General features: G+C 35.2%; 20 protein-coding genes, 1 tRNA gene and 1 other annotated feature. Of the genes, 4 read left to right on the top strand and 17 right to left on the bottom strand.

Annotation, left to right across the window (positions count from 1 at the left end):
• The first annotated feature begins 131 nt into the window (after positions 1-131).
• A tRNA-Arg gene (locus BW732_RS09205) sits at positions 132-205 on the top strand.
• Positions 206-311: 106 nt separating this feature from the next.
• Here the strand turns inward: BW732_RS09205 and BW732_RS09200 are convergent.
• The 4 genes from BW732_RS09200 to BW732_RS09185 form a co-directional block, all read right to left on the bottom strand.
• Positions 312-2462, bottom strand: a complete 2151-nt coding sequence (locus tag BW732_RS09200; RefSeq protein WP_077276477.1) for a PTS sugar transporter subunit IIABC — start codon at positions 2460-2462, stop codon at positions 312-314.
• A gap of 249 nt (positions 2463-2711) precedes the next feature.
• Complete coding sequence (budA, locus tag BW732_RS09195) at positions 2712-3419, bottom strand: acetolactate decarboxylase (protein WP_077276476.1); 708 nt, start codon at positions 3417-3419, stop codon at positions 2712-2714.
• 19 nt (positions 3420-3438) lie between these two features.
• Positions 3439-5103, bottom strand: coding sequence for an acetolactate synthase AlsS (gene alsS, locus BW732_RS09190; protein WP_077276475.1), 1665 nt, complete (start codon positions 5101-5103; stop codon positions 3439-3441).
• Between the two features lie 181 nt (positions 5104-5284).
• The gene (locus tag BW732_RS09185; protein WP_077276474.1) at positions 5285-6631 is read right to left on the bottom strand and encodes a TrkH family potassium uptake protein; all 1347 of its coding nucleotides are present in this window, start codon (positions 6629-6631) and stop codon (positions 5285-5287) included.
• A gap of 245 nt (positions 6632-6876) precedes the next feature.
• Between BW732_RS09185 and BW732_RS09180 the strand changes: the two genes are divergently transcribed.
• The gene (locus BW732_RS09180; protein ID WP_077276473.1) at positions 6877-7635 is read left to right on the top strand and encodes a tyrosine-protein phosphatase; all 759 of its coding nucleotides are present in this window, start codon (positions 6877-6879) and stop codon (positions 7633-7635) included.
• Positions 7636-7748: 113 nt separating this feature from the next.
• Here the strand turns inward: BW732_RS09180 and BW732_RS09175 are convergent, their stop codons facing one another.
• The 10 genes from BW732_RS09175 to BW732_RS09130 all read right to left on the bottom strand — a co-directional run bounded on the left by BW732_RS09175 (position 7749) and on the right by BW732_RS09130 (position 19492).
• On the bottom strand, positions 7749-7949 hold the full coding sequence (locus BW732_RS09175) for a cold-shock protein (RefSeq protein WP_077276472.1): 201 nt from the start codon (positions 7947-7949) through the stop codon (positions 7749-7751).
• Positions 7950-8117: 168 nt separating this feature from the next.
• On the bottom strand, positions 8118-8798 hold the full coding sequence (radC, locus tag BW732_RS09170) for a RadC family protein (RefSeq protein ID WP_077276471.1): 681 nt from the start codon (positions 8796-8798) through the stop codon (positions 8118-8120).
• A gap of 57 nt (positions 8799-8855) precedes the next feature.
• Positions 8856-9521 (bottom strand): HAD family hydrolase, encoded by a 666-nt coding sequence (locus BW732_RS09165; RefSeq protein WP_077276470.1) that lies wholly within the window; start codon positions 9519-9521, stop codon positions 8856-8858.
• A complete protein-coding gene (locus BW732_RS09160; protein ID WP_077276469.1) occupies positions 9508-10815 on the bottom strand; it encodes a bifunctional folylpolyglutamate synthase/dihydrofolate synthase in 1308 nt (435 codons plus the stop codon). The genes BW732_RS09165 and BW732_RS09160 overlap by 14 nt, the downstream gene beginning before the upstream one ends.
• A gap of 19 nt (positions 10816-10834) precedes the next feature.
• Positions 10835-13477 carry a valine--tRNA ligase gene (locus BW732_RS09155; protein WP_077276468.1) on the bottom strand — a complete coding sequence of 881 codons (2643 nt, stop codon included), beginning with the start codon at positions 13475-13477 and terminating at the stop codon, positions 10835-10837.
• Between the two features lie 53 nt (positions 13478-13530).
• Positions 13531-13739 (bottom strand) — a binding site (T-box leader).
• A gap of 132 nt (positions 13740-13871) precedes the next feature.
• A complete protein-coding gene (tpx, locus tag BW732_RS09150) occupies positions 13872-14363 on the bottom strand; it encodes a thiol peroxidase (RefSeq protein ID WP_077276467.1) in 492 nt (163 codons plus the stop codon).
• Between the two features lie 75 nt (positions 14364-14438).
• Positions 14439-15104, bottom strand: coding sequence for a redox-sensing transcriptional repressor Rex (locus BW732_RS09145; protein ID WP_077276466.1), 666 nt, complete (start codon positions 15102-15104; stop codon positions 14439-14441).
• Between the two features lie 182 nt (positions 15105-15286).
• A complete protein-coding gene (locus BW732_RS09140) occupies positions 15287-17134 on the bottom strand; it encodes an ABC transporter ATP-binding protein (RefSeq protein WP_077276465.1) in 1848 nt (615 codons plus the stop codon).
• A complete protein-coding gene (locus BW732_RS09135) occupies positions 17131-18849 on the bottom strand; it encodes an ABC transporter ATP-binding protein (protein ID WP_077276464.1) in 1719 nt (572 codons plus the stop codon). Before BW732_RS09135 ends, BW732_RS09140 begins: the two co-directional genes overlap by 4 nt.
• A gap of 4 nt (positions 18850-18853) precedes the next feature.
• Positions 18854-19492: a TetR/AcrR family transcriptional regulator gene (locus BW732_RS09130; protein ID WP_077276463.1), complete on the bottom strand. Its 639-nt coding sequence runs from the start codon at positions 19490-19492 to the stop codon at positions 18854-18856.
• A gap of 165 nt (positions 19493-19657) precedes the next feature.
• Here BW732_RS09130 and BW732_RS09125 point away from each other — a divergent pair, with 165 nt between their 5' ends.
• The gene (locus tag BW732_RS09125) at positions 19658-20665 is read left to right on the top strand and encodes an NAD(P)/FAD-dependent oxidoreductase (RefSeq protein ID WP_077276462.1); all 1008 of its coding nucleotides are present in this window, start codon (positions 19658-19660) and stop codon (positions 20663-20665) included.
• A gap of 20 nt (positions 20666-20685) precedes the next feature.
• A complete protein-coding gene (locus BW732_RS09120; protein ID WP_077276461.1) occupies positions 20686-21174 on the top strand; it encodes a phosphatidylglycerophosphatase A family protein in 489 nt (162 codons plus the stop codon).
• 60 nt (positions 21175-21234) lie between these two features.
• Here the strand turns inward: BW732_RS09120 and BW732_RS09115 are convergent, their stop codons facing one another.
• From BW732_RS09115 to BW732_RS09105, 3 genes are all read right to left on the bottom strand, one after another.
• Positions 21235-22158: a class C sortase gene (locus BW732_RS09115; RefSeq protein ID WP_077276460.1), complete on the bottom strand. Its 924-nt coding sequence runs from the start codon at positions 22156-22158 to the stop codon at positions 21235-21237.
• A 69-nt stretch (positions 22159-22227) separates the two neighbouring features.
• Positions 22228-23187, bottom strand: coding sequence for a class C sortase (locus BW732_RS09110; RefSeq protein WP_077276459.1), 960 nt, complete (start codon positions 23185-23187; stop codon positions 22228-22230).
• A gap of 144 nt (positions 23188-23331) precedes the next feature.
• The gene (locus tag BW732_RS09105; protein WP_077276458.1) at positions 23332-25680 is read right to left on the bottom strand and encodes a SpaH/EbpB family LPXTG-anchored major pilin; all 2349 of its coding nucleotides are present in this window, start codon (positions 25678-25680) and stop codon (positions 23332-23334) included.
• Position 25681 lies beyond the last annotated feature (1 nt).

Here is a 25681-nt window from a genome sequence, read left to right as displayed (position 1 = left end):
TATCAGAAATAGTTTTTAAAGTTTTATCATAGAAAACTAATTTTTTTATATTTTATAAAAAAAAGCTTGACTATAACAGACTAATTGTTTATTATTATGTTTGTGCTTGAGAGAAACTTAATTTTTAAGTTGTCGCAGTAGCTCAGCCGGATAGAGCATTCGCCTTCTAAGCGAACGGTCGGGGGTTCGAATCCCTCCTGCGACGTTAATAGTAAAAAACCATTCAGAAATTTTCTGAATGGTTTTTTTAATTCACTTTAAAATAAGCACGTGTGTTCATCATCTACATGAACACACGTGCTTATTTTTTACTATTTTGTAATTAGAACACTACCAATTTCTTGAATTGTTTCCTGAGTACCTAAATTAGTTAATTCAATAGTCATATCACTTGTCATATTTGTGACAACAACAATCATATCAAGTCCCTTACCAGCTTCTTGAATGGATTTCAGATCGACTTTCGCTAATTGCGTTGTTTCAGTTACAACTTGTCCTTCTGCAACACATAATTCAAATGGTTTCCCATCTAATTGAACTGTATCAAGCCCCATATGAAGCAACAATTCTAACCCTTCAGGTGTTTTAATCCCTAATGCATGTTTAGTCGGAAAAATGCTCATAATTTCTCCACGAACAGGTGAGTAAATATCATTTGATGATGGTAAAACAGCAAAGCCATCACCCATCATTTTTTGCGAAAATACTTGATCCGCTACTGCACCAATTGGAATAACTCGTCCATTTGATACTGAGAACAACGGTACACGACTCACTTGTTTGTGTTCACTTGGTAATTTTTCTTCTATTATATCTACCGAATTATTGCTAGAGTCTTCAACTAATGATTCTTCCAATGCTACTTGATGTCCAGCTGCAATAAACTCATCAATATTAGTCTTAATATTAGCTACTTTCGGTCCATAAATGACCTGCACACCATTTCCATTAACAACTACCCCAGCTGCACCCGTAGCTTTCAATACTGATTGATTAACTAATTTACCATTTTTTACATTGACACGTAATCGAGTCGCACAATTATCAACGTCTACTAAATTACCATTTCCACCTAATCCTAAAACAATTTGGTAAGATAATTTTTCTTCATCTGTAAAAACTTTTCCATCTTTACTTGCTAAATAGTCTTGCTTCGAATGTAATTTTGTCTCCACATCGTCATCTTCACGTCCTGGTGTTTTAATATCAAACTTTTTAATAAAGAAAGTAAACACAAAATAATAAACAAAAGCATAAATAATACCTACAAAAACAACCGGTATCCAGTTAGTCATTCCTTGTCCAGGTAAAATTCCATATAAAACAAAATCAAGTAAGCCACCAGAGAAAGTGACACCAACACCAACATGTAATAAGTTCATAATCGCAAATGATAACGCAGCTAAAACACAATGCACACCGAAATATAGAAACGGCGATGCAAATAAAAATGAAAATTCCAAAGGTTCAGTAATACCTGTAAATATCGATGTTAATGATGCTGAAAAAAGTAAGCCTTTAGTTTTTTCTTTTTTAGCAGGTTTAGCCTGACGATACATCGCATACGCTGCTGCTGGATAACCAAAAATCATAAAAGGAAACATTCCTGAGAAAAATTTTGCATATTCTGGTCCAATTGGAATACCCGCACCTAATTGTGCAAATAAAATATTTTGTGCCCCTTCTATCGTTTGACCATCAATGGTTGCTACACCACCAAGTGATGTTTGCCAAAATGGTAAGTAGAAGACATGATGTAATCCTAATGGAATTAATGCTCGATAAGTAAAGCCGTAAATAAAAGTGCCAACGACACCTAAGTTAGCTACTAACACACCTAAAGCCGCAATTCCGGCCGCAAAAAATGGCCAAATGAAAGCAAAAACAAACCCAAGGCCAACTCCTGCTAAAGCAGACACAATAGGTATAAAACGCGTGCCACTAAAGAATGACAAAGCATCTGGCAAGTCAATTTTGTAATATTTATTGTGTAACCATGCAACAAGCAAACCAACAATAATCCCACCAAAAACACCTGTATTCATCGTATGCTCAAAACCTAGAACTTGACCAATCAAGCCACTAGTTTTTTCTAATTTATTTAAATCTAAAAAATTATCAATCACACTAGTTAAAGAAGCGTACATCATAATATAAGCTACCACGGCAGATAAAGCAGCAACTTCTTTGACTGCTTTGGCCATTCCAAGCGCAACAGATACAGCGAATAATAAAGGTAAGTTAACAAAAATAATATCGCCACAATCTTTTAGGACAGATAAAAATTTAAATAAAAGTGTATGCTCATTTAGTAACCCTTCTAAATGATAAGTTTTAATAAATGCATTCCCTGTAAACGAGGCCCCAACCCCTAAAAGTAATCCGGCTACTGGTAATAACGCAATCGGTAACATAAATGTTTTACCGATTTTTTGTAGCACTTCAAAAGTTTTCCCTTTCAAAAAACAAACCCCCAGCTTAATTTTTATTGTTAAATTAATATATCTATATCTAAAATTACATTGATATATCAATAACGAAATTACTTTATCATATTTTCAACTCAGCTCCAAACGTGGTATCGCTATCAATTTTGAAATTTTCACTATTTTTTTCATTTGTAATAAATAATCACCGATTAACAAAAAAAATACCACTTAGCGCATTCGGTTGCGCTAAGTGGTAAATAAAAAAGTTACTGTGTAACTTTTTTATTCTGCTTCTTCAATTTCTGAAGCAACATTAGAATAATCAATTGTCTGATCACGAAAAGTAGCATCAGTAATCGGAAAGTGTTGAGTCAATGTTTCAATATCACTAATTTCCACTAAACCATGTGACAAGTCAAAATCTAAAATATGTCCACCAAATGTTTCAGTCTCATCAATAAAATGTAAATGAAATCCAGCTGCTGCGGTTCCTTGAAACAAAGTTGGCGTAAAGAAGCCCACAATCGTCCCTTTAACATGATTACGTGTAAATTCAGGTTGAACTTTGGCTACATCAACTAATTTTTGATACGGCGGAAACTGCTTTGGCATCACTCGCACATGCATTTTATCAAAAACACCAGAAATTTTAATAGCAGCAAATAAATTAGGACTAAGCAAATGATTGAAGATATTTTTTTTTAGTTTATCACTTGATTCTGGTGTATCAACAAAAAAATAACGATTTGCTCTAAAATTTGTGACAGCCGCATATGGTGTCAATTCACTACCATTCAGTTCAACAAATTCACCAGTCGAACGCGCTTGATAAGCTCGTCCATTTAACACAACAACTTCACCATCTAACCCATGTAGAGTCCCAATCCCAAAGTCTCCATTCTCTAACAAGTCATTCATTGTTAGGTTGCCATCCATCAATCCCGCCATTAACGCTCCTAATGTTCCATGTTGATACAATATATTTTCCATATTTTAAAGACCCTTCTTTCTAATAAAATTGATCTGGTAAGATTGTCTTACCTAATTCAGCATTATCACGGTAATCAATTGGAATATCAATAATTACTGGCCCTTCAGTTGCAAACCCTTCAGTTAAAGCATCTTGTAACTCTTCTAAACTAGTCGCACGCAACCCCTTCGCACCAAAAGCTTCTGCATATTTAACAAAATCTACCGGCCCGAAGTCAACACCAGATGATCGTTGATATTTCATAATTTCTTGAAATTCAACCATATTGTAACGACCGTCATTCCAAATCAAATGGATAATATTTAATTTACGGCGAACAGCAGTTTCTAAATCTTGTGCTGAAAATAAAAATCCACCATCACCTGATATCGAAATAATTTGTGTATTTGGTCGAACTAATGCTGCACCTATCGCCCACGGAAGAGCCACACCCAATGTTTGCATTCCATTGCTAAATAACAAACGACGTGGTTCATAACTTCTAAAATGACGCGCCATCCAAATATAGTGGCTACCCACATCAACTGTCACCGTCATATCATCTGTCACATTTGTCTGTAATGTGTTAATCACTTCTAGCGGATGTAGGCGATTATATGCATCGTGTCGCTCAAAATAATCTCTTTTTTTCAATTTATCTTGTAAAGTCAATAAATATTTTTTAGATTCTAACGAAACTTGGCCCTCAGGTAATACATCTGCTAATGAGCTTAACGTTGCTGCGATACTACCAATTAATTCTCGTTCAGGTTGCATATAAGCATCAATCTCAGCAGGTGCTTCATCAATAACAATAATTCGAGCATCACCCTCTGCATTCCAATTTCTTGCCTCATATTCAATCGGATCATAACCAATAGCAATAACCAAATCGCTACGTTTCAACAGCATATCACCTGGTTGATTTCTAAATAAACCGACACGACCAAAAAAGTTATCTTCCAAATCTCGTGAAATCACTCCAGCTGCTTGGAAAGTTTCAACTACTGGCAATTCAGTTTTAGCCACTAAATGACGAATTGCTTCAGTTTCTTCATGACTAGATCCGCGCATTCCAACTAATAATAGAGGTAATTCTGCTTCTTGAATTTTATCCGCTAAATAAGCAATATTTTCAGCAGAAGCCGAACCTAATTTTGGGCTTTGTAAAGGTTTAATAACTTTTTCTTTTACAGGAGCATCGACCACGTCTTGAGGAATACTAATAAAACTTGCACCCATTTTACAACTTTTAGACAAACGATAAGCATTCGCAATTACTTCTGAAATTGTTTCAGGATCTTGAATTTCAGCACTATATTTAGTAATTGGTTTGAACAACGCGGCATTGTCCATACTTTGATGTGTCAATTTTAATAGATCGCTTCTTTTTACTTGTCCACCAATCGCTAACACTGGATCACCTTCTGCTGTTGCAGTCACCAAACCAGTAGCTAGATTACTAGCACCTGGTCCACTAGTCGCAATCACAACACCTGGTTCCCCAGTAATTCGACCAATCGCTTGTGCCATAAATGCAGCATTTTGTTCATGTCGAGTGACAATCAATTCAGGTCCATCATCTTCTAACGCATTAAATACACCGTCAATTTTAGCACCTGGAATACCAAACACATACTTAACACCTAAATTTTTTAAACTTTCAACAAGATTATCCGATCCTTTATTATACTCTTTAGACACTTGTATCACTCCTATTTAACGTTTATTTATAGATACTTTTCAGAAAAAAATATTTTTTTAATAATACAGTTTTCAAATCTGTTTTTTAAATTATAACGCTAATTATTTAATTTGTTAAGTGTTTTTACTTAAAAAATAAAAAAAGTGTTGGTTTTTATCAACCAACACTTTTTGTCTTTCACTATCCTACTAGCACTGTTTCTTTTGGATAAGTAATATTGTTTTTATTTGCTTTAGACGATTGTCTAATTAATGAAAAACTAACCGTATATAAACCAACACGACCAATGAACATAAGCATAATAATTAGTCCTTTGCCAAACGTTGTTAAGTCAGGCGTTAATCCCATCGTTAGTCCAACAGTAGCAAATGCTGAGACAACTTCGAAGAGAACATATTCAATTCCTGAGTTTTGCGGTACATTCTCAGTTAGGGACAAAATCAATGCACTCACAAAGCATAGCATGCTAGCAAAAAAGACTAGCACAAATGATTTTAATACAATTGCCATTGGTACTGTCCGCTCAAATCCTTCAGCAGCTTCGCGACCTTTAAATAAACTAATCACCTGTAAGCCTAAAACACCAATAGTAGTTGTTTTAACTCCACCAGCAGTAGAACCAGATGTTCCTCCGATAAACATTAGTACAATCGTCAATAAAATACCTGCATAGCTAAAATCAGCGTAGTCAATGGATACAAATCCAGCAGTTCTAGGTGTCACGCTTAAAAAGAAACTATTAACTAATCGAACAACCCATGAACCAGTTTTAAGCGAATCAGTAAAGTAGAAAATTAGCGTACCCGTTACAAGCAGAATGCCAGTGACAATAAAAGCAAGACGTGTATGTAATGATAATTTATGTGATTTTTTATAAAAAATCAAATCATACCAAACAATAAAACCAAAACCACCTGCAATAATGAGTAAGGAAATAACCATTAAAACATATGGGTTTGATTGGTAACCAATCAAACTATTACCAAACAAATCAAATCCCGCATTACAAAATGCAGAAACGGCATGAAAAATACTAAAATATATTCCTTTCGCTAAGCCATATTCTGGTACAAATTGAATACTCAATAAGATAGCTCCTGCTGTCTGAACAATAAGTGAAAAACGTAAAACAAATTGTAACAGTCTCACAATCCCACCATGACTATCGGCATTTAACATGTCTTTCATAATTAATCGTGATTGGAACGATAGACGTTTTTTTAATAAAATAGCAATGGTTAAAACAACTGACATAAACCCTAATCCACCCAATTCGATTAAAAGCAGCATAATCGTGTGTCCAATAGGGTTAAAGACTTCTGAAATATTAACTGGTGTTAATCCAGTTACACAAACAGAAGATGTTGCAACAAATAATGCATTAATAAAACTAATTGACTGTCCTTCACGTTGTGTGAACGGCAACCATAATAAAAAAGCACCGAGAAAAATAATTACTATAAACATGATCGTGATAAATTGTACGGTACTAATTTTAGGAATAAAGGATTCCTTTTTTTTAAGCATGTTCCTATGTCTCCTTAACAAAGTTTAATATGACTATTGTACACGGCTAAGCTCAAGTATTCAATCTTTAAGTTAATAAGTAGATCTAGTTATTTTTTCTTACTAGCTAAAAGTTTTTTTCACAAAACAAGTAGACTTTTAAGTAACCATTCATACTTCTATCTAATTATTTTACCTTTTTAATTATATCCCCTATAATGAAAGATAAGCAACAAACAAATATGTGTATTTAAGGAGCTACTAAAATGATTACAAACTTTAGAGATTTAGGTAACTTAAAAAATCGTCAGGGGCAATTTATCAAGAACAATCGTTTATTACGCTCAGGTGAACTGTATCAATTGACAGCAGATGACGTATCACTATTAAATGACCACCATCTTGTTAAAGTTATTGATTTTCGCAATGACACAGAGATTGCTAAGCACCCAGATGTTATGATAACAGACACAGATTACGTTCATATTAATCTATTTAAAGGAACCCAAGAGAGTAACGCTAGTTTAAGTGACTTTATGAAATTAAAAAATCCCGATGATGTTGACACATATATGGAAGGTCTTTATCAACAACTAATTTTAGATGAGAATGCCCAGCAAGGATACAAAGAATTTTTTAATCAACTAATGTTTGCAGACGGTAGTTCTATCTTTCATTGCTTTGCAGGAAAAGATCGTACTGGAGTCGCTGCAATGCTAGTTTTAGAATTACTTGACGTTCCACGTAACGTTATTTTTGACGACTATTTAAAAACGAATGCCTCACGAAAAAAAGCAAATGATGCTATGCTTCAAGTCATTTCGACACAATACACCTTGTCTGATGATCAAAAAAAAGCTGTTTTAACAGCTTTAGAAGTCCAAAAAAAATATTTAGAGACTGCTTATCACACACTCGATACTAAATTTGGTGGGATTGAAAATTACATCAAACAAGTTTGTGACTGGAAAGAATCAGATATCGACACTTTTAGAATGTATTATTTAACCCCTAAAACTAATTAATTCATACTGACTAACCTTAACATCACATACTGCAGAACTCTTTATGTGCCGTTAAGGTTGCATTTTACAAAAAAAGAATCTATGACTAGTCATAGATTCTTGTAGTAACATTATTAGTTTTTAGTTACGTTAGCTGCTTGTGGTCCACGGTCAGTTTCTTCGATATCGAATGATACTGCTTGACCTTCTTCTAAAGTTTTAAATCCGTCACCTTCGATTGCTGAGAAGTGTACGAATACGTCGTTTCCTTCTTCTTGTTGGATAAAACCAAAACCTTTTTCAGCGTTAAACCATTTTACTGTTCCTTGAGCCATGATATTTTCCTCCTCGTGCCCTAAAGCACATAATGATATTTGTAATTCTTGCTTTCGGTCGATAGAGGTGTCTATCTCGTTTGAAACAACTTCTATTGAAATCCAAAATCAAATTACACATTTATCATAACGCATACGTTATATAATTGCAAGGGTTATCCTACAATTTTATATCCGATTTGTCTCTTTAAAGCTAACATATCCGTCACTTCCTATAACTAAATGGTCTAGTACTTCAATCCCCAACATCAGTCCACATTTAACCAAACGACTAGTAAATGCTTCGTCTTGTTTGGATGGTTCCGGATTACCTGATGGATGATTGTGAACAATTATCATTCTTGCCGCGGCGACTTTAACTGCAATTCGAAAAATTTCTCTGGGATGTGCTACCGACTGGTTTATCGATCCTATAAAAATCGTCTCCTTGCGAATTAACTCATTTTTAGTATTTAAATATAGTGCCATTAATTTTTCTTGACGTAAATCTTTCATTTCAATAATTAGCTGTTGGGCCAAATCATAACTAGACACGATTTGACCTAACTTCACTTCTGATGATAAGGACAATCTTAGACCAAATTCTATTGTAGCTAAAAGCTCTAAAGCCTTCACTTGGCCAATACCTCTAATACTCATGAGTTCTTCAATGCTAGCTGTTTTCAGGTCATAAAGTGTACCAAAATGAGTTAATACATCTTTTGATAATTCCAAAACATCTTTATTTTTTGCCCCTGTTCGTAAAATAATAGCTAGTAATTCTTGGTGAGATAATGCTGACACACCATAATTTAATAATCTTTCACGTGGTCGACATTCCGCCATGTGTTCACATATAAATTGACTCATTTAAAAAACCTCCAATCACTATCTTATAAATAAGATAAGTAATTAAAGGTTTTTTTATTATTTATTTTTAATTAACTCTAGCACTGCAAGCAAATCCGGTTCAATAGCATATGCTTTTTCTCTAGCTTCATCATTCGCAGGTAAGATATCTGGCACCATAATAACCGGTACTCCCGCTACATGACTTGCTCGAATACCATTTAAAGAATCTTCCAGCATCAGAGTTTCTTCGGGCTTTGTCCCTAATAATGCGACTGCTTTTTCAACAATCTCTGGATGTGGTTTAGCATGCGTCACTTCATCACCAGATACACTACCTTTAAAATCAGATAAAATACCGGCTTTAGCTAACAAGTTATTAATTGCTTCACGGTGATTGCTCGACGCAACAACCATCGGAATATTTTGTTCTTTTAAATAAGCCATCAGTTCCAGTACACCTGATTTTAACGGGGCCCCTTTTTCTAAAAACTCACGTTCAATTATTTGACGAGTATCCTTAAAGAAGCCATCGATAGATTCTTTAGGTAATTGAGCGTAATCTTTAAAATATTTTGCATGAACCGCTTTTTCTCCTAGTCCGATTTCTTCCATGTAAGTCGTTTCATCATAGCCTTCGATTCCCCACTTAGGCGCTATCTCAATATTCACTCGCGAATAAATCGCTTCAGTATCTAATAATAAGCCGTCCATATCGAAAATCACACCGCTAATTTTTTTCATTACCTATATCTCCTCCTAATAATTCTTGTCTAACTTGCGAAATAAAATATAACGAACCAGTAATTAAAATTAAGTCATCAATATCTGCTAATTCTAAGACATCAACTAAAGCTTTTTGCCAATGATTATAAGTTATTACATCCATTGCGGCATAATCGGCTTGAGTCATTGCTTTAGGATAATCGAACTCCGTCACGCAAAGACTCAAATTAGGAACCTTCCGTAAGTCAGCAAGCATGCCAGAGACATCTTTTGTTGTTAGGGCACCAAAAATGACATGTGTTCTCATCCCTTTGAATTCTTTTCGTAAATTATCACATAAAATAGCCATTGAATGCTCGTTATGCGCTCCATCAATTACAATAAAGGGTTCATCCGAAAGTTTTTCCATTCGACCTGGCCACGTTGTTTGAGCAAGTCCTTGTCGAACATATTTGATTTGCGGGCGAAGACCGACCTGTTGACATATAATTTCATATAATTGAATAGCAACTGATGCATTATCCACTTGATGTTTCCCCATTAATCCTGTACGAATTTGTGGAACAGTCATTTGCGATGATTGATAGTCAAAAACTTCTCCCCATTGACCATCTGGTTGGTGATAATTGCTAGTAAAATCAATGCCATATTGATAAAGTGGACTCGTAAAATTCTTAGCTGTTTGACGAATCACGTCAAGTGCTTCAGCATCAACTTTACCAACAACAACTGGGACATTTGGTTTGATTATTCCTGCTTTTTGAGTCGCAATTTCAGCCAAAGTATGTCCTAAAATATCAACATGATCCAAACCGATTGTTGTAATTGCTGAAGCAAGTGGAGTAATAACATTAGTTGAATCAAGCAAGCCGCCTAAACCTACTTCAACCAATACAATATCGACTTGCTTTTCGTAAAAATATTGAAACATCATTGCCGTTAAAATTTCAAATTCGACCATGTCTTTGAGATGGTCATCTTGATCCATCTCTAAGACAATGGGTTGAACTTTCTGAAATACTGCGACTAACTCATCATTAGGAATGAATGCGCCATTAATAGAAATACGTTCATTAAAACATTCAATATAAGGTGATGTGAACGTCCCGACCGTTAAGCCAGATTGTTCTAATAAGTTCCGTAAAAAAGTTGTTGTTGAGCCCTTACCATTTGTTCCAGCAATATGAACAGTCCGCAACTTATGCTGCGGATTATCCAAACGTTCTAAAAGATAGTTAATTCGTTCCAATCCCGGTCTAATACCAAACTTTAAACGATCATGTATCCAAGCTACTGTTTGCTCGTAGGTCATCTTACAACACCAGTCCTTATTATTTTTTTAAATTAGCAATACGCTCAGTTACAGCGGCTTGTTTATTTAAATATTCTTTTTCTTTCGCTTTTTCACCCGCAACAACTTCTTCAGGGGCATTAGAAACAAAACGTTCATTAGCTAATTTCTTTTGCACTCGTGATACTTCGTCCGTCCACTTCGCCAACTCTTTTTCTAAACGGATAATTTCTTCCTCAATATTGATTAGCCCTTCTAAAGGTAAGTAAATTTCCGCACCAGTAATCACGGCACTCATCGCTGTATCAGGTACTTGAACTGTTTCAGATAAGACTAATTCTTCTGGATTACAGAAACGTTCAATATAATTTGTATTAGCAGCTAGGAAGCTTGCCACACTATCAGTAGTTGGTTTAATTAATAAAGTAATTGGCTTAGATAAAGGTGTGTTCACTTCAGCACGAATATTTCTCACTGAACGAATTAATTCTTTCAGTGTTTCCATACCTTCAGCAGCTACGTCATTCGTATATTTTTCATTCACAACTGGATATGCTGCGACAACAATCGACTCACCTTGATGTGGAATTTTTTCCCAAATTTCTTCCGTCACAAATGGCATGATTGGGTGTAATAAACGTAAAATATTATCTAACACATGTGTTAAAATGCTACGTGTCATTTGTTTTTGCGTTTCATCCTCACCATAAAGTACTTCTTTACTCATTTCAATGTACCAATCACAGAAATCATCCCAAATAAAGTTATATAGATAGCGACCCGCTTCACCAAATTCAAATTTATCGAAGAAGTATGTTACACGCTCAATCGTGTCATTTAATCGCGTTAAAATCCATTCATCAGCCAACGTCTTTTTACCTTCTAATTGAATATCGTGATAAGTAAAGCCTTCGATATTCATTAATACAAAACGAGACGCATTCCAAATTTTATTGATAAAGTTCCAGGCTGCATCCATTTTTTCGTAACTAAAACGCATGTCTTGTCCTGGTGTGGAACCATTTGATAAGAACCAACGTAAAGCATCGGCACCATACTTATCAATCACATCCATTGGGTCAATTCCGTTACCCAATGATTTACTCATTTTACGGCCATCTTCAGCCCGAATTAAACCATGAATCAAAACATTATTAAATGGACGTTCATTAGTAAATTCTAAGCTTTGGAAAATCATACGACTCACCCAGAAAAAGATAATATCGTAACCAGTCACTAAAGTATTTGTTGGGAAATATCGTTTAAAATCATGGCTATCCGTATCTGGCCAACCCATTGTTGAAAACGGCCAAAGCGCTGAACTGAACCAAGTATCCAACACGTCTTCATCTTGAATCCAATTGTCACTATCAACTGGTGCTGTTTCGCCTACATACATTTCACCAGTTTCTTTATGGTACCATGCAGGAATTTGATGTCCCCACCATAATTGACGTGAAATTACCCAATCATGAACATTTTCCATCCAAGTTAAGAACGTTTGATTAAAACGCGGAGGATAAAAATCAACTGCATCATCAGTCGCTTGATTGTTAATGGCCATTTCTGCTAGAGGTTGCATTTTAACAAACCATTGTGTCGATAAACGTGGTTCGACTACAACACCTGTTCGTTCAGAATGTCCAACACTATGTGTCATCTTTTCAATTTTTTTCAATAAGCCTAAATCATCTAAATCACTGATAACCGCTTTTCGAGCTGCAAATCGATCCATGCCTGCATATTTACCGGCTAAGTCGTTCATTGTCGCATCAGGATTCATCACATTAACACGTGGTAAATCATGGCGATTACCTACCTCAAAGTCATTAGGGTCATGAGCTGGTGTAATTTTCACGACACCTGTTCCGAAATCTACATCAACATAGTCATCACCAATAATTGGGATTTCTTTATTAACTAATGGTAAAATAACGGTTTTACCAATTAAATCTTTGTAGCGCTCATCTGAAGGATGTACGGCAATCGCTGTATCACCCAACATTGTTTCTGGACGTGTTGTTGCAATCTCTAACTGTCCACTACCATCTGCTAACGGATAGTACATGTGGTAAAAGGCACCTTCCACATCTTGGTGAATGACTTCAATATCCGACAAAGCTGTTTTAGCCTGAGGATCCCAGTTAATGATATATTCCCCACGATAAATTAAACCTTTATTGTAAAGTGTTACAAACACCTTACGAACTGCATCCGATAAACCATCATCCAAAGTGAAGCGCTCACGTGAATAGTCCAATGATAAGCCAAGTTTCGCCCATTGTTCACGAATATGATCAGCATACTCTTCTTTCCATTCTTGCGTTTTTTCAATAAACTTGTCGCGCCCCAGATCATAGCGTGTGATCCCCTCTGCACGCAGTTTTTCTTCAACTTTTGCTTGAGTCGCAATTCCGGCATGATCCATACCTGGTAACCATAACGTATCAAAGCCTTGCATTCTTTTTTGACGAATAATCATGTCTTGTAATGTTGTATCCCAAGCATGACCTAAATGAAGTTTTCCAGTCACATTTGGTGGTGGAATAACAATTGAGTAAGCTTCAGCTGTCTCATCTCCACTTGGTTTAAATAATTCTTTTTCTAACCACTGATTATAGCGACCCGCTTCAACCGCATGTGGATCAAATTTCGATGCTAAATTATTCGTTTCTTCAGTCATCACATAACTTCCTTTCTCATATTAAAAATAAAAAAAGCCCTAAAATATTTCTATTTTAGGACGAATTGATTAGTTCGCGGTACCACCTAGCTTACAATAACTAGGGATACTAGATATTGTCACTCATTTAGTAAGATAACGATTACCAACCGGACGTATCTGCTCCTAAGCTACCTTCACATCGCTTCGTGAAAAACCTTGCAGCAAATGGTTTTCTCTCTAAACACGTCCCAATGTTACTCCTCTTACTCAACGCATGACTTATTAAGATTCATTTTACAATTAAATTGTTAGTAGGTCAAACCTTAAATCACTTAGTAACTAACTTTTCAGCAACAATGTAAGAAGAAAAAGAAAAAAACCAGATACACATCGGCATCTGATTTAATTAAACTTAATTTAACGTGTTAATAGCAGCTAAAGCTTGTTCAAAATCTGGTTCCGTTGACACTTCAGGAACGATTTCTTCATAAACAATGTCACCATTTGGGGCAATAACAAAGACCGCACGAGCCAAACGGTTGATTGCAGGAATTAATAGACCATAATTTTTAGCGAATTCTAAATCTGTATCACGTAACATTGTCATTGTGATACCTTCAGCACCACACCAAGAGGCTTGTTCATCTTTTGTGTTATTAGATATCGTTAAGAAGTGAACACCTGTTAATTGACTTGCTTCTTCATTAAAGCGTTTCGTTTGAATTTGACAAACACCTGTATTAATATCGGGTACGACACTAACTAAAACGGGTTTATCAGATAGTTTGCTCAAATCAACCACTTGATCAGTTAAATCTAATAAAGTAAAGTTAGGTGCTTTATCCCCAACTTTTGGTTGAACACCTTCTAAGTCAACAGGTTGACCTTTTAACGTAATTTGCATAAATAAACACTCCTCTAAGTTTTATAATTTGAGTATATAACACTTAAAGGAGTACTGACAAAAAACTTGCCTAGCCTATTTTAACACTTGTAAATCAACGCCATTATAATGCTCATCATAGTAAATAAGAGTTTGTAATTCTGTTGTTAGATCAATATACTGCACTTGAACATCATGAGGTACTTTAACACGTTTGGGTGCAAAGTTTAAGACGGCAGTGATTCCTGCAATAACTAGTTGATCAATAACTACTTGAGCTTTATCACTGGGCACAGTCATAATAGCAGTTGTAATTCCTTCTTTTCTAACTACTTCCGCTAAGTCTTCCATACTAAATACTTTAACCCCGTTAATTGTTTCACCGATAGTCTCAGAACTCGCATCAAAAGCAGCAACAATATTTAAATTACGATTTTTACGAAAATTATTTTTCATTAAAGCACGACCTAAGTTACCGACACCAACTAGAGCTATGCGTTTTTCAATATCAGTATTCAATATTTGACTGAATACTTCAATTAGATAAGGGACATCGTAACCATAACCACTACGACCTAATTCACCGAAATGTGAAAAATCACGACGAATTGTTGCGGAAGGAATTTGAATCATTTGACTGAATTCTCTTGATTTAATCCGTTTGACACCACTTTGGTCTAATGTTTTCAAATAACGAAAATATAAAGGAATTCTTTTAGCAGTTGCTTTTGGGACTGATTTGGCTTTCTTATTAATTTCCATAATTAACATCCTCCTTTTGTGACTCTTTTCACATTAGTTTATCATGAATAATGATGGAATTCAATATCTTTGTGAAAATATTTTATAACTTAAGTTTTAGTAAGGAGTTACCGGTAACATTTTATTAAAAATAAAACAAAAAAAACCATTTAGTTTTTTTCACTAAATGGTTTTTAATTTAACTAAATCGCAGGGTTACCAGAAAATTGACTATTATACAAATCAGCATAAAAACCAGCTTGTGCCATCAATTCATCATGATTACCTGTTTCAATAATATTTCCTTGATCCATCACTAAAATTTTATCTGCATCACGAATCGTTGATAATCTATGCGCAACAACAAAGCTTGTACGATTTTCTAGTAATTGATCCATTGCCTTTTGAATTAAGAGTTCCGTCCGAGTATCGACACTTGATGTTGCTTCATCTAAAATCAACACATCAGGATTTGCTAGAAACGCACGAGCAATCGTAATTAATTGTCGTTGGCCTTGAGAAATATTGGATGCTTCTTCATTTAAGATAGTGTCATAACCATCTGGTAAACGTCTTACAAATTCATCAACATAAGCCGCTTTTGCCGCCTCAAGTACGTCATCTCGTGACGCTAAACGATTGCCATAATGAATATTGTCAAAAATGGTGCCCGTAAATAACCATGTATCTTGTAACACCATTGAGAAATGTTGTCGTAATTTCTCACGACTAATATTACGAATATCTTGATTATTGTAGAAAATATTTCCATCAGTTACATCATAAAACCGTTCTAATAGGTTAATCATCGTTGTTTTACCCGCACCTGTCGGACCAACAATCGCAACTTTTTGACCAGTATCAACTGATAAATTAACATCAGTCATCAATAATTGATTTTTTTCATACCCAAAGGCTACATTTTGGAAGACAATTTTACTTTGTCCTTCAGGATAACGAACAACTTCAACTGACTCATTAACCATATCTAACTCATCAAGAACTTCAAATACACGCTCAGCAGAAGCAATCGTCGCTTGAATAGTATTTACAATACTTGCCAGTTGCCCAATTGGTTGTGAAAACTGGTTAGTATACTGCATAAAGGCTTGAACGTCACCAAGGGGTAGTCGGCCATTGGCAACTTGAATTCCACCAATCACTGCGACAAAAACATAGCCTATATTTTTGACAAAGTTCATCAAAGGCATAATAATACTCGAAATAAATTGTGCTTTCCAACCAGCATGATACAATTGTTCATTTTGTTCTTCAAATTTAATGATATCTTCATCTTCATGGCTAAAACTTTTGATTACGCCATGAGCACCGTACGTTTCTTCTACTTGATTATTTAGTAGACCTAAACTTTTTTGTTGTTTAGCAAAATATTTTTGTGATTTAGGTGCTACAATCATCGTCACAATTAAACTAAGCGGCACTGTTGCTAAAGCTACTAGAGCTAATTTCCAACTAATTGAAAACATCATCCATAAAATACCGACAAGCATAACAATACTGGTAATAAATTGCGTAACATTTTGTTGCAAAGTTGTCGCAATATTATCCATATCGTTAATTGCACGTGACATAATATCACCATTAGAATGTGTATCATAATAAGAAACAGGTAAACGTGTCATTTTTTCTTTCATGTCTTTTCTTAACTGATACACTGTTCGTTGAGTCACTTTGGTCATAATAAATTGTTGGATAAAACTAAACACCGCAGACGCTAAATACAGTGCGAAAACAAGCATTAGTATCTGAGCAATTTTATCAAAATCAATTGGTACTTTATCAACTTTTAGTCCTTGTGACATCATACCTTTTGCTTTCATTAAGCCATTAAAAATTTCAGTCGTCGCCTCACCTAATATTTTAGGTGTACGAATTTGGAAAATTGTGGAGGCTATTGCTAAGACAAATACCAATATTACAAGATAAATTTTACTTGACATATAGCCAAATAATCGTTTCGTGGTACCCCAAAAATTTTTGGGCTTGCTTTTTTTACCACCTTTACCTACTGGGCCCGGTCCTGGTCTCATTCAATCTCCTCCTTTTTCATTTGAGATTCAAGAATTTCTTGATACGTACCATTGTTGTTTTTAAGCTCATGATGGACACCCTTTTCGACCATTCGACCATCATCTAAGACAATAATGATATCAGCATCAATAACCGTACTAATACGTTGAGCAACAATCACAATGACCGCGTCCGTTACATCTTCACGTAAAGCAGCTCGCAATGCTGCATCTGTTTTAAAATCAAGCGCTGAGAATGAATCATCAAAAACATAAATATCAGCCGGTTTAATCAAAGCTCGGGCAATACATAATCGTTGACGTTGACCACCAGAAAAGTTAGAGCCTCCCTGTTCGACAGTACTATCCAACCCATCAGGCAGTTCCTCTACAAAATTTTTCGCTTGAGCAATAGCTAAAGCTTGCCAAATTTCTTCATCAGTGGCATCTTTCTTACCGTATTGCATATTACTTCGAATAGTCCCGGTAAACAACATTGCTTTTTGAGGAACAAAGCCTATATGTTCGCGAAGTTCTTTTTGTTTGACAGTTTTAACGTCAACATTATTCACGAGTACTTGTCCAGTTTCAGCATCATAAAAACGTGGAATCATATTAACAAGCGTCGTTTTACCCGCACCTGTACCACCGATTACTGCTACAATATCACCTTTTTTAGCCTTAAAATCGATGTCTTGCAATGCTAAATTTTCAGCTCCTTTATAGCGGAAATCAACATGTTGAAAAGCCAATTCCTTGGTACTAACCATCTCTTGTGGTGTTGAACTATCAGGAATATCATTTTCCATATTTAATACCTCGTTGATTCGTGTAGCTGATACTTGGGCACGTGGTACAAAAATAAAAATCATCGTCAACATCATAAAACTCATTAAAATTTGCATCGCATATGTCATAAAAGCAATCATATTACCAACTTCTAAAGTACCCTCAGCAACTCCATGACCACCAAACCAAATAATTGCAATATTAGTCACACTAACAATTAATGTAATGACTGGCATCAAGAATGATAAAATCAAGTTCACTTTAATCGCTGTATTTGTATAATCCTTATTAGCAGAATCAAAGCGCTCTTCCTCAAAAGAAGATTGATTGAATGCACGAATGACCCGAATCCCTGTTAATCCTTCACGAAAAACTAAATTTAAATTATCAGTTTTCTTTTGTAAACTTTTAAATAGTGGTACTGCAAAATACATTGCCCCACCAACAACAACAATAATGACTGGAATAATCACGATAAAAATTTTAGTTAAATTATGATCACGTTGATAAGCCAAAATACTGGCTCCAACTAAAGTAATCGGCGCCGTAATCATGACACGAAGAAATAATTGTACAACCATTTGAATTTGGTTTACATCATTGGTTGTTCGAGTAATTAAAGAGGCCGTTCCTAATTTGTCGAATTCAGAATTAGAGGCATACTCAACTTTACGATAGATGTCCGAACGTAAGTTTTTACCTAATTTTTGTGATTCTTTTGTTGCTATATAAGTGTTCAATAGCGCTCCTACAATTCCCACTAAAGAAACACCTAGCATAATCATCCCGATTTTCCAAATATACGAAATATTTCCTTTACTGACACCATTGTCAATAATATCCGAAGTCAGCGTCGGTAAAAACAAATCCGAAGCAACTTGGACACAGATAAAGACAACAGCTAGTGCAACAGCAGACAGTGACATTCGTCTTAATAATTTTATCATCTACCTAGTTCCTTTCGACAATTCCTAACTGAATCCAAGTCATTTTTTTAGCGAATTGTGCTTGTATTTTTTTTATATCAAATGTAGTGTCACATGATTTTTGTCTATAAGCGTCATTAATTGACATAAAAATCATTGATACAATTACTTTAAATAAAAGTTCAAAATCAGTAACAGTATCAATTGTTAATTGATCGGAATTAATGCTTGCAAACAAAGTCTCATACGATAATTTTTTTTTATGATATGATTGTTGATGATTATCAAATATTTTATGTGATGATTTATAGTTCATATATAAAAAAATATTTTTATATAAATCAGCCTGATTACCAGTTAACACAACTTCAGAAAGATAATTAAAAAAAGCGATATTAGTTGCAAAAAAATCACGCTGATTCATCTCAAGTAATTTTAGATAATACATTTCTGACTCTTCTTTAATTAAATCAAGACAGTAATAAAATAAGTCCTCTTTATCAGTAAAATATTGGTAAAAACTCCCTCTTGAAATTCCCGATTCTTTAACAATATTTGAAATGGCAGCCTCATGAAAAGAGGCATCGGAAAATTCTTTTTTGGCAGCAGCGACAATTTTATCCTGTTTTTCTTGATCTAACCTAAAAAATGTTTTTGTCGGCATAACCTATTTAAACCTCCTTTTAATATGACACCTTGTCATTATATATGACAAGGTGTCATATATCAACTATTTAGTTTGACTTAAGTCCTTAATCAAAAATATTTCATTTTTCAACTAAAATAACGTATACTAGCGATTATAACGAATGAAAAGGAGTAGCTTTTTATGTCCCCTGAAATTTATGATATAACTATTATCGGAGGCGGTCCTGCAGGATTGTTTGCAAGTTTTTACGCTGGAATGCGACAAGCCAAAACAAAAATTATTGATATTTTGCCCGAATTAGGTGGACAACTTGCATGGTTATATCCTGAAAAATATATTTATGATGTAGCAGGATTCCCAATGGTTAAAGCCCAGGATTTGATTAATTCATTAATTAAACAAATTGAGCCTTTTAACCATACCATCTGTCTAGAGGAAGCTGTTAAGTCTTTGACAAAATTGGATAATGGCTTAATTCAACTAGAAACAAACCAGACTACTCATTACTCAAAAACGGTTATTATTGCTGCCGGGAATGGTTCTTTTCAACCCCGACGCTTAAATGTTAAAGACCATGAGCTCTTCGAAGGTAAACAATTACATTATTATTTAAAAGATGATCAAGCATTTAGTCAGCAAAATGTCGTCATCTTTGGTGGTGGTGATTCTGCTGTCGACTGGGCTCTAATGTTAAAGGACGTTGCAAAATCAGTCACTATTGTCCATAGACGTCCCCAGTTCAGAGCACATGAATATAGTATGAAACAATTACTGACATCTACTGTCCAGCTAAAAACACCATTTGTCATTCACTCTCTAAATCATTCACAGGAAAGATTAGAGTCAATTACAATTGAAAATCCTAAAGAGAATCTGACTGAAACTATCCCTGTAGACCATGTAATTGTCAGTTATGGCTTTTCATCATCTCTAGGACCAATCAAAAAATGGGATTTAGACTTTAAAGGAAATTCAATTGCTGTATCGTCACAAATGGCAACGAGTCTTGAAGGTGTATTTGCGATTGGCGATATTGCTACTTATGATGGTAAGGTGGATTTAATTGCAACCGGCTTTGGTGAAGCTCCAGTTGCTGTCAATCATGCGGTTCACTTAATTAATCCTAAAGAACGTGTTCAACCAATGCATAGTACTAGTCTATATGATCAACAAATCGATAAAGACTAAGTTAGTAAAGGAGAATTTTTATGATATTAAATAAAGAAAATATGAAACAAAGTGCTAAAGATGTTTTACTAAGCCGTGGAGTCACTATGAAAGATATGGCCGAACTGGTCTACTTTCTACAAGAAAGCTATGTACCTGATTTAACTCTTGCTCGCTGCGAAGAAAACATTGAAGCTGTTCTAGCTAAACGCGAAGTACAGAATGCTATTTTTACTGGTGTTCAATTAGATAAGCTCGCTGAACAGAAAAAATTAGATGAACCCTTACAAGATATGTTAGAAGCTGATGCTAGTTTATACGGCATTGATGAAATTTTAGCTCTAGCAATTGTTAACGTGTACGGTTCAATTGGTTTTACAAACTATGGCTACATTGATAAAGTGAAACCTGGTGTGCTAGCTAAATTAAATGATCATAGCACTCATATGGTTCATACTTTTTTAGATGATATTGTCGGCGCAATAGCTGCTGCCGCTGCTAGTCGTTTAGCACATTCAATTCCTGAATAATAAATAAAAACACACAAGCGCTATTTTACAAAGCACTTGTGTGTTTTTTTAATTATCTAATTAATGTCGTCTTCTTTTACGTAATTTCTTAGCACGGTTTTTTTTTCGCAACGAGCGACTACGGTTTAATTTTTTTTGATTATAGTATCGCCGAACCAATAAAATAATGACGACCAAAAGTAATGCTAATAAACTTCCGATAATTATTTTTTTAAACTGCCTATGCTGTCCTTTTTTTATCTCTGCCTGTCGAGATTCTGGTCGATACGGTGTAACCCTTTTCCCTCGAACCAATAAGCGATGACTATTAATCATATACGGTGTGCACGTCAAAAGTGTCACATAATCTTCACCTGGAATAATTTGCAAATCAGAGTAATCTTCAGGGTCAATCGTTTTTATTTGATCGACTTGATAAGCATGAACTTCATTCGCCACATTTATGAAAAACTGATCTCCTTGCTGAAGTTGTGGTAAATCAGTAAATAGCTTGGCTGTTGGCAACCCTCGATGACTAGTGATAACAGAATGCGTATCAGCACCCCCGAAAGGTAACGATGTTTCTTTCATTACACCTGCACCGTTTGAAATTTGCTGACTATTTGTACCATAATAAACTGGCAAAGTTAAGCGTATTTTTGGAATTTCCAAAACAGCTACAACTTCACCCAATTCTTCACGAGTTACATTAGAGATACCTCCCTCTTGCATTTGCCTTTCTGCCTCGACACCAAAATTTTGATCATCAATATTGGCTTGGTCATCACTAAGTTGTTTATTATGTTCCTTTTGAGCCTGTTTAATCTTCGCTAATTTTTGTTTATCTTGTTTCTCAACCTCTTGTTGATAGCCTTTAGCAACATTGACTTGAACTCTTTCATGATATTTTTTCGCAATAAAAGGATAGGAAAACACTGCTATCCCTACAATGTATAAAATCCAGACTAATATCATAAGATAACGTTGCTTTTTTTTCGTTGTCAAGATAACATGCCTCCTTCCATTTTAATTAATTAAGCAAATAAAAAAACTATTTGTCATAAATGATTCTATCTAATCGTTCACAAAAGATTTGATGAGTCGATACAACAATAAAATAAGCGTCATACCTCCCACAATAAGAATAACCACATAGAGTTTAACTGAATGTTGCAGTAAGCCACTTACTTGGCGTAACACTTGACTCTTTGGCAAATTAACAGCGACCTCACCACCAACTAATTTTTCTTGCCAGTCTGATTGATTTGTGTGGTCCGAAGAGTCAACCTTTTGTAGAGTTTGTCCCTTTGTCAGTTCTAGTGGAATACGTTGACTATGAACCAATAACCGTTTATCTAAATATGGCAATGGATGGCACGTCAAAAGAGTTAGCCATTCTTCGTTTGAAGGCGGCTTAACAATTAATTTTTCTGCCTCCATTGGTGTAATGACTTCATTACCTGTCACCATATACGCAGCAGTTTGATCTAGATAGGTGACATAAAAAATATCACCTATCTGAAGATAATCAAGATACATAAAGAAGTTAGTACCATAGTAACCACGATGTCCGGATAACACACTATGGGTACCTTTACCATCAAGTGGCAAATCTGTTCCTGCCACTTGTGCAATTCCCTTAGCTAGATTATCACTAGTTGCACCAATGTATATAGGTAAATCTTTTTCATTAATAGTTGGGAGGGTTATGTAGCCAACCACTTCTGAATTCTCACTCGTCACTTTTTTAAACTCATCCTCTGTCACTACTGGAACATCATTTTGATTATCTGCTTGATTGTCATCAAGTAGTTCTTGACTAAAAGGATCAACTAAATGCTGCTTATTACGCAATCGATGCTGTTCTTTAAGGTACTCAGTCATTTCGGGATGCTCTTGATAGGTCACTTGATTCTCTTTAAATGTTGATACGACTTTAGCCTGTTTAAGATGTTGTCTAATACCTAAAATCGGTAAGCTCAATAAAACAAGTAGACCTAAAATAGCCAAAATATACGATAATTTTTTAAGCATTTGTCTCTCCTCCTTTCCAATTTAATCAAAATTCTCGATAATTTAAGACAACTTTTTGACAGAGGTAACTTAACAAATAAAATCGATAGCTATTTCACTACCGATTTTATCTCTATTCCTTATATACTATAAATCAGTTTCCTATTATTTTATTGGCGTTTTTTGACGTTGTTTACGTAATAAGAATGCGCCAATCATTAGTAATGCGCCAACTCCTAAGAAAATAAACGTTCCAATACCACCAGTTAATGGGATTTTAGGGAGTTTTGCATTAGGTACTGGTACTACATTATTGTCAGGATTTTTAAGATCTCCCTCATAATTTGGTGTACCATAATTTGGTAGACCTTCCGTACTTAAACCTGGAACAGTAAAGCCAAGAGGATGTTCAAAGACATCTTTACCACCCGGTTCATAGTCACCAGCTTCCGTTGTTCCACTTGGAGCAGCCGCTTCTTTTTCAATATTTTTTTCCATTGGTGAATACCCTTCAGGTGCACGTACTTCGATTAATTCATAATCATTCCATTGATCTCCTAAGTAATCGATCATTTGTTTCGGATCCTTTAATTCGCTAAACAAACGTGAATCAGCTTCTGATTCTTTATAGAATTTCCATGCGCCATTTCCAGACTTATCACCAGGATGTTCTTTTAATTGAGCACTAATCTCGGCCTCAATATCAGCCTTAGATGTTTTTGGCGTTCTAGGTTCAGCTAAGATATAATGATAATCCTTCACTACTTCCACAGAAGTACCATTTACTTTTTCAATTCCCATTTCGGCAAAAATATACATTTTCCGATAATGAATTTGATTTGTATATTCTAAACCTTCAATATGGAAACGACCATCTTTACCAGAAGAAATTGTCCAATGATTGTTATAAGCTTCTTTCCAATCAGGTGTCCAACCAACAACATATTCATTATTTTTCAACCAAGGGTGTGTCGTATCTTTACTTGTATCAGGGTTAAAAATTAATGGGTAGCCAGCTTCTTTTTTGTTTGAAATAATCGCATATAGCTGTGTATTAGCTGGATAAGTTACCATTTCACCTTTACCGTTTAATGCTGTCACTGGACGAACTGAGCGATTTCTCACTAAAAACTCGGCCCCTTCCAATTTCAAAGCATTGTTTTGTTTGTCACGCTTTTCAAACCAACGTTCACCCCATAGAGTATTCACTACTTCTGTTGGTTTAGGAGCAGTTGGGTATTTAGGATCTGGATTTCCAGGTGTGGGCGTTGGATCTTTAATCGTACCATAGCCCCACTTATTTTGAAAATCGAGTTTTGCATCATTAGGGACTGCCTGATTTACACTAGCTTTTTCATTAGTAATAGCAGTAAAATATAATTCAATCCGACTACCATCACCTGCCTGAATTCCCGTTAATTTTTTTAATCCTGCTTCTGTAAACGTCCAACGTAGCGTCCCATTTGTATTTTTATCTGGATGACTCACTGAGTAATCTGTTCCTTGAGTTAGCACAATTTTTTGACTTTCATCACTACCTCTAAAAAAGACTACACTCTCTTCAGCTTTGATACTCGGCTTGTTACTTGAAATTGTATCTCCTTGATCCATTGGTAAATAGGCTGCACCACCAGTATGGCCTAACGTTAAGAAATTTAACTCAGGCGCTAATTCATCTGTCACAATTAATTGTTTATACTCATTCATATCAAATGCTAAAGGTGACACAGTTAGCTTATATTTTACTTCTTCACCAACTGAATGTGTTGGCTTGTCAATTTCTTTTTCAATACCTGGTTCCGTTTGATTATAATTTTTCATATATAAATTCACATCATAATTATAGTTATTGACTTCTTTTCCAGCTGTATCAACATCTGGATTTGTTGATGGTACATTCACAATCACGGGCATAGAAGGTTGTTGCACTACTGGCTGACCATCTGGACCAGACGTTGGTGTTTTCGTTTCTACGACTAAATATAAATTATCGGCTAAATCGACTGTATTAATCGCAATATTTGACCAAGTAACTTGACCTTGCTCATTCGTTATTCCAACAAAATCTGCTTTTCGGCCATCAATAAAATCCTTTACTTTTAATGTATCAAGTGGTTTAGGATCCTCTGGATTATAAGTTGGTGTTGTTTGCGAACCAGCAATCATTAATTGATTGACTTCTTCAGTCGTCAAACGACCATAAACTGAAAACTCCGCCCCTGGTAATGGTTGCATCGAACCATTACCACTGTTAGCATCTGCATCCCCTGGAATTGGCCCTTGGCTCCCAGGTCCATTGGCTGTCGTCCCATTACCTTGAAACCCATTGCCACCATTTTCAATTGGTATAATATCTGGATTTAAATATTTATGAATCGTTAGTTGCCCTTTTTTTTCAACATTCATAATTCTTGCATCAACCTCTTGACTCAGTCCAATAATTCCCGTTAGGATGACACTTAATAAAATAAAAATAGAAAGGATACTGCTGATTTGTTGTTTTTTCTTTTTCATA

This window comes from Vagococcus penaei (assembly GCF_001998885.1).
GTDB lineage: Bacteria > Bacillota > Bacilli > Lactobacillales > Vagococcaceae > Vagococcus > Vagococcus penaei.
The sequence above is the reverse complement of the archived record's forward strand: the minus strand, read 5'-3'. Positions and strand labels throughout refer to the sequence as shown.

Bases quoted from the DNA above. Each gene is read 5' to 3' on its own strand.
- budA (WP_077276476.1), bottom strand. From the start codon at position 3,419: ATGGAAAATATATTGTATCAACATGGAACATTAGGAGCGTTAATGGCG.
- BW732_RS09185 (WP_077276474.1), bottom strand. From the start codon at position 6,631: ATGCTTAAAAAAAAGGAATCCTTTATTCCTAAAATTAGTACCGTACAA.
- BW732_RS09180 (WP_077276473.1), top strand. From the start codon at position 6,877: ATGATTACAAACTTTAGAGATTTAGGTAACTTAAAAAATCGTCAGGGG.
- BW732_RS09175 (WP_077276472.1), bottom strand. From the start codon at position 7,949: ATGGCTCAAGGAACAGTAAAATGGTTTAACGCTGAAAAAGGTTTTGGT.
- radC (WP_077276471.1), bottom strand. From the start codon at position 8,798: ATGAGTCAATTTATATGTGAACACATGGCGGAATGTCGACCACGTGAA.
- BW732_RS09165 (WP_077276470.1), bottom strand. From the start codon at position 9,521: ATGAAAAAAATTAGCGGTGTGATTTTCGATATGGACGGCTTATTATTA.
- BW732_RS09160 (WP_077276469.1), bottom strand. From the start codon at position 10,815: ATGACCTACGAGCAAACAGTAGCTTGGATACATGATCGTTTAAAGTTT.
- BW732_RS09155 (WP_077276468.1), bottom strand. From the start codon at position 13,477: ATGACTGAAGAAACGAATAATTTAGCATCGAAATTTGATCCACATGCG.
- tpx (WP_077276467.1), bottom strand. From the start codon at position 14,363: ATGCAAATTACGTTAAAAGGTCAACCTGTTGACTTAGAAGGTGTTCAA.
- BW732_RS09145 (WP_077276466.1), bottom strand. From the start codon at position 15,104: ATGGAAATTAATAAGAAAGCCAAATCAGTCCCAAAAGCAACTGCTAAA.
- BW732_RS09140 (WP_077276465.1), bottom strand. From the start codon at position 17,134: ATGAGACCAGGACCGGGCCCAGTAGGTAAAGGTGGTAAAAAAAGCAAG.
- BW732_RS09135 (WP_077276464.1), bottom strand. From the start codon at position 18,849: ATGATAAAATTATTAAGACGAATGTCACTGTCTGCTGTTGCACTAGCT.
- BW732_RS09130 (WP_077276463.1), bottom strand. From the start codon at position 19,492: ATGCCGACAAAAACATTTTTTAGGTTAGATCAAGAAAAACAGGATAAA.
- BW732_RS09125 (WP_077276462.1), top strand. From the start codon at position 19,658: ATGTCCCCTGAAATTTATGATATAACTATTATCGGAGGCGGTCCTGCA.
- BW732_RS09120 (WP_077276461.1), top strand. From the start codon at position 20,686: ATGATATTAAATAAAGAAAATATGAAACAAAGTGCTAAAGATGTTTTA.
- BW732_RS09110 (WP_077276459.1), bottom strand. From the start codon at position 23,187: ATGCTTAAAAAATTATCGTATATTTTGGCTATTTTAGGTCTACTTGTT.
- BW732_RS09105 (WP_077276458.1), bottom strand. From the start codon at position 25,680: ATGAAAAAGAAAAAACAACAAATCAGCAGTATCCTTTCTATTTTTATT.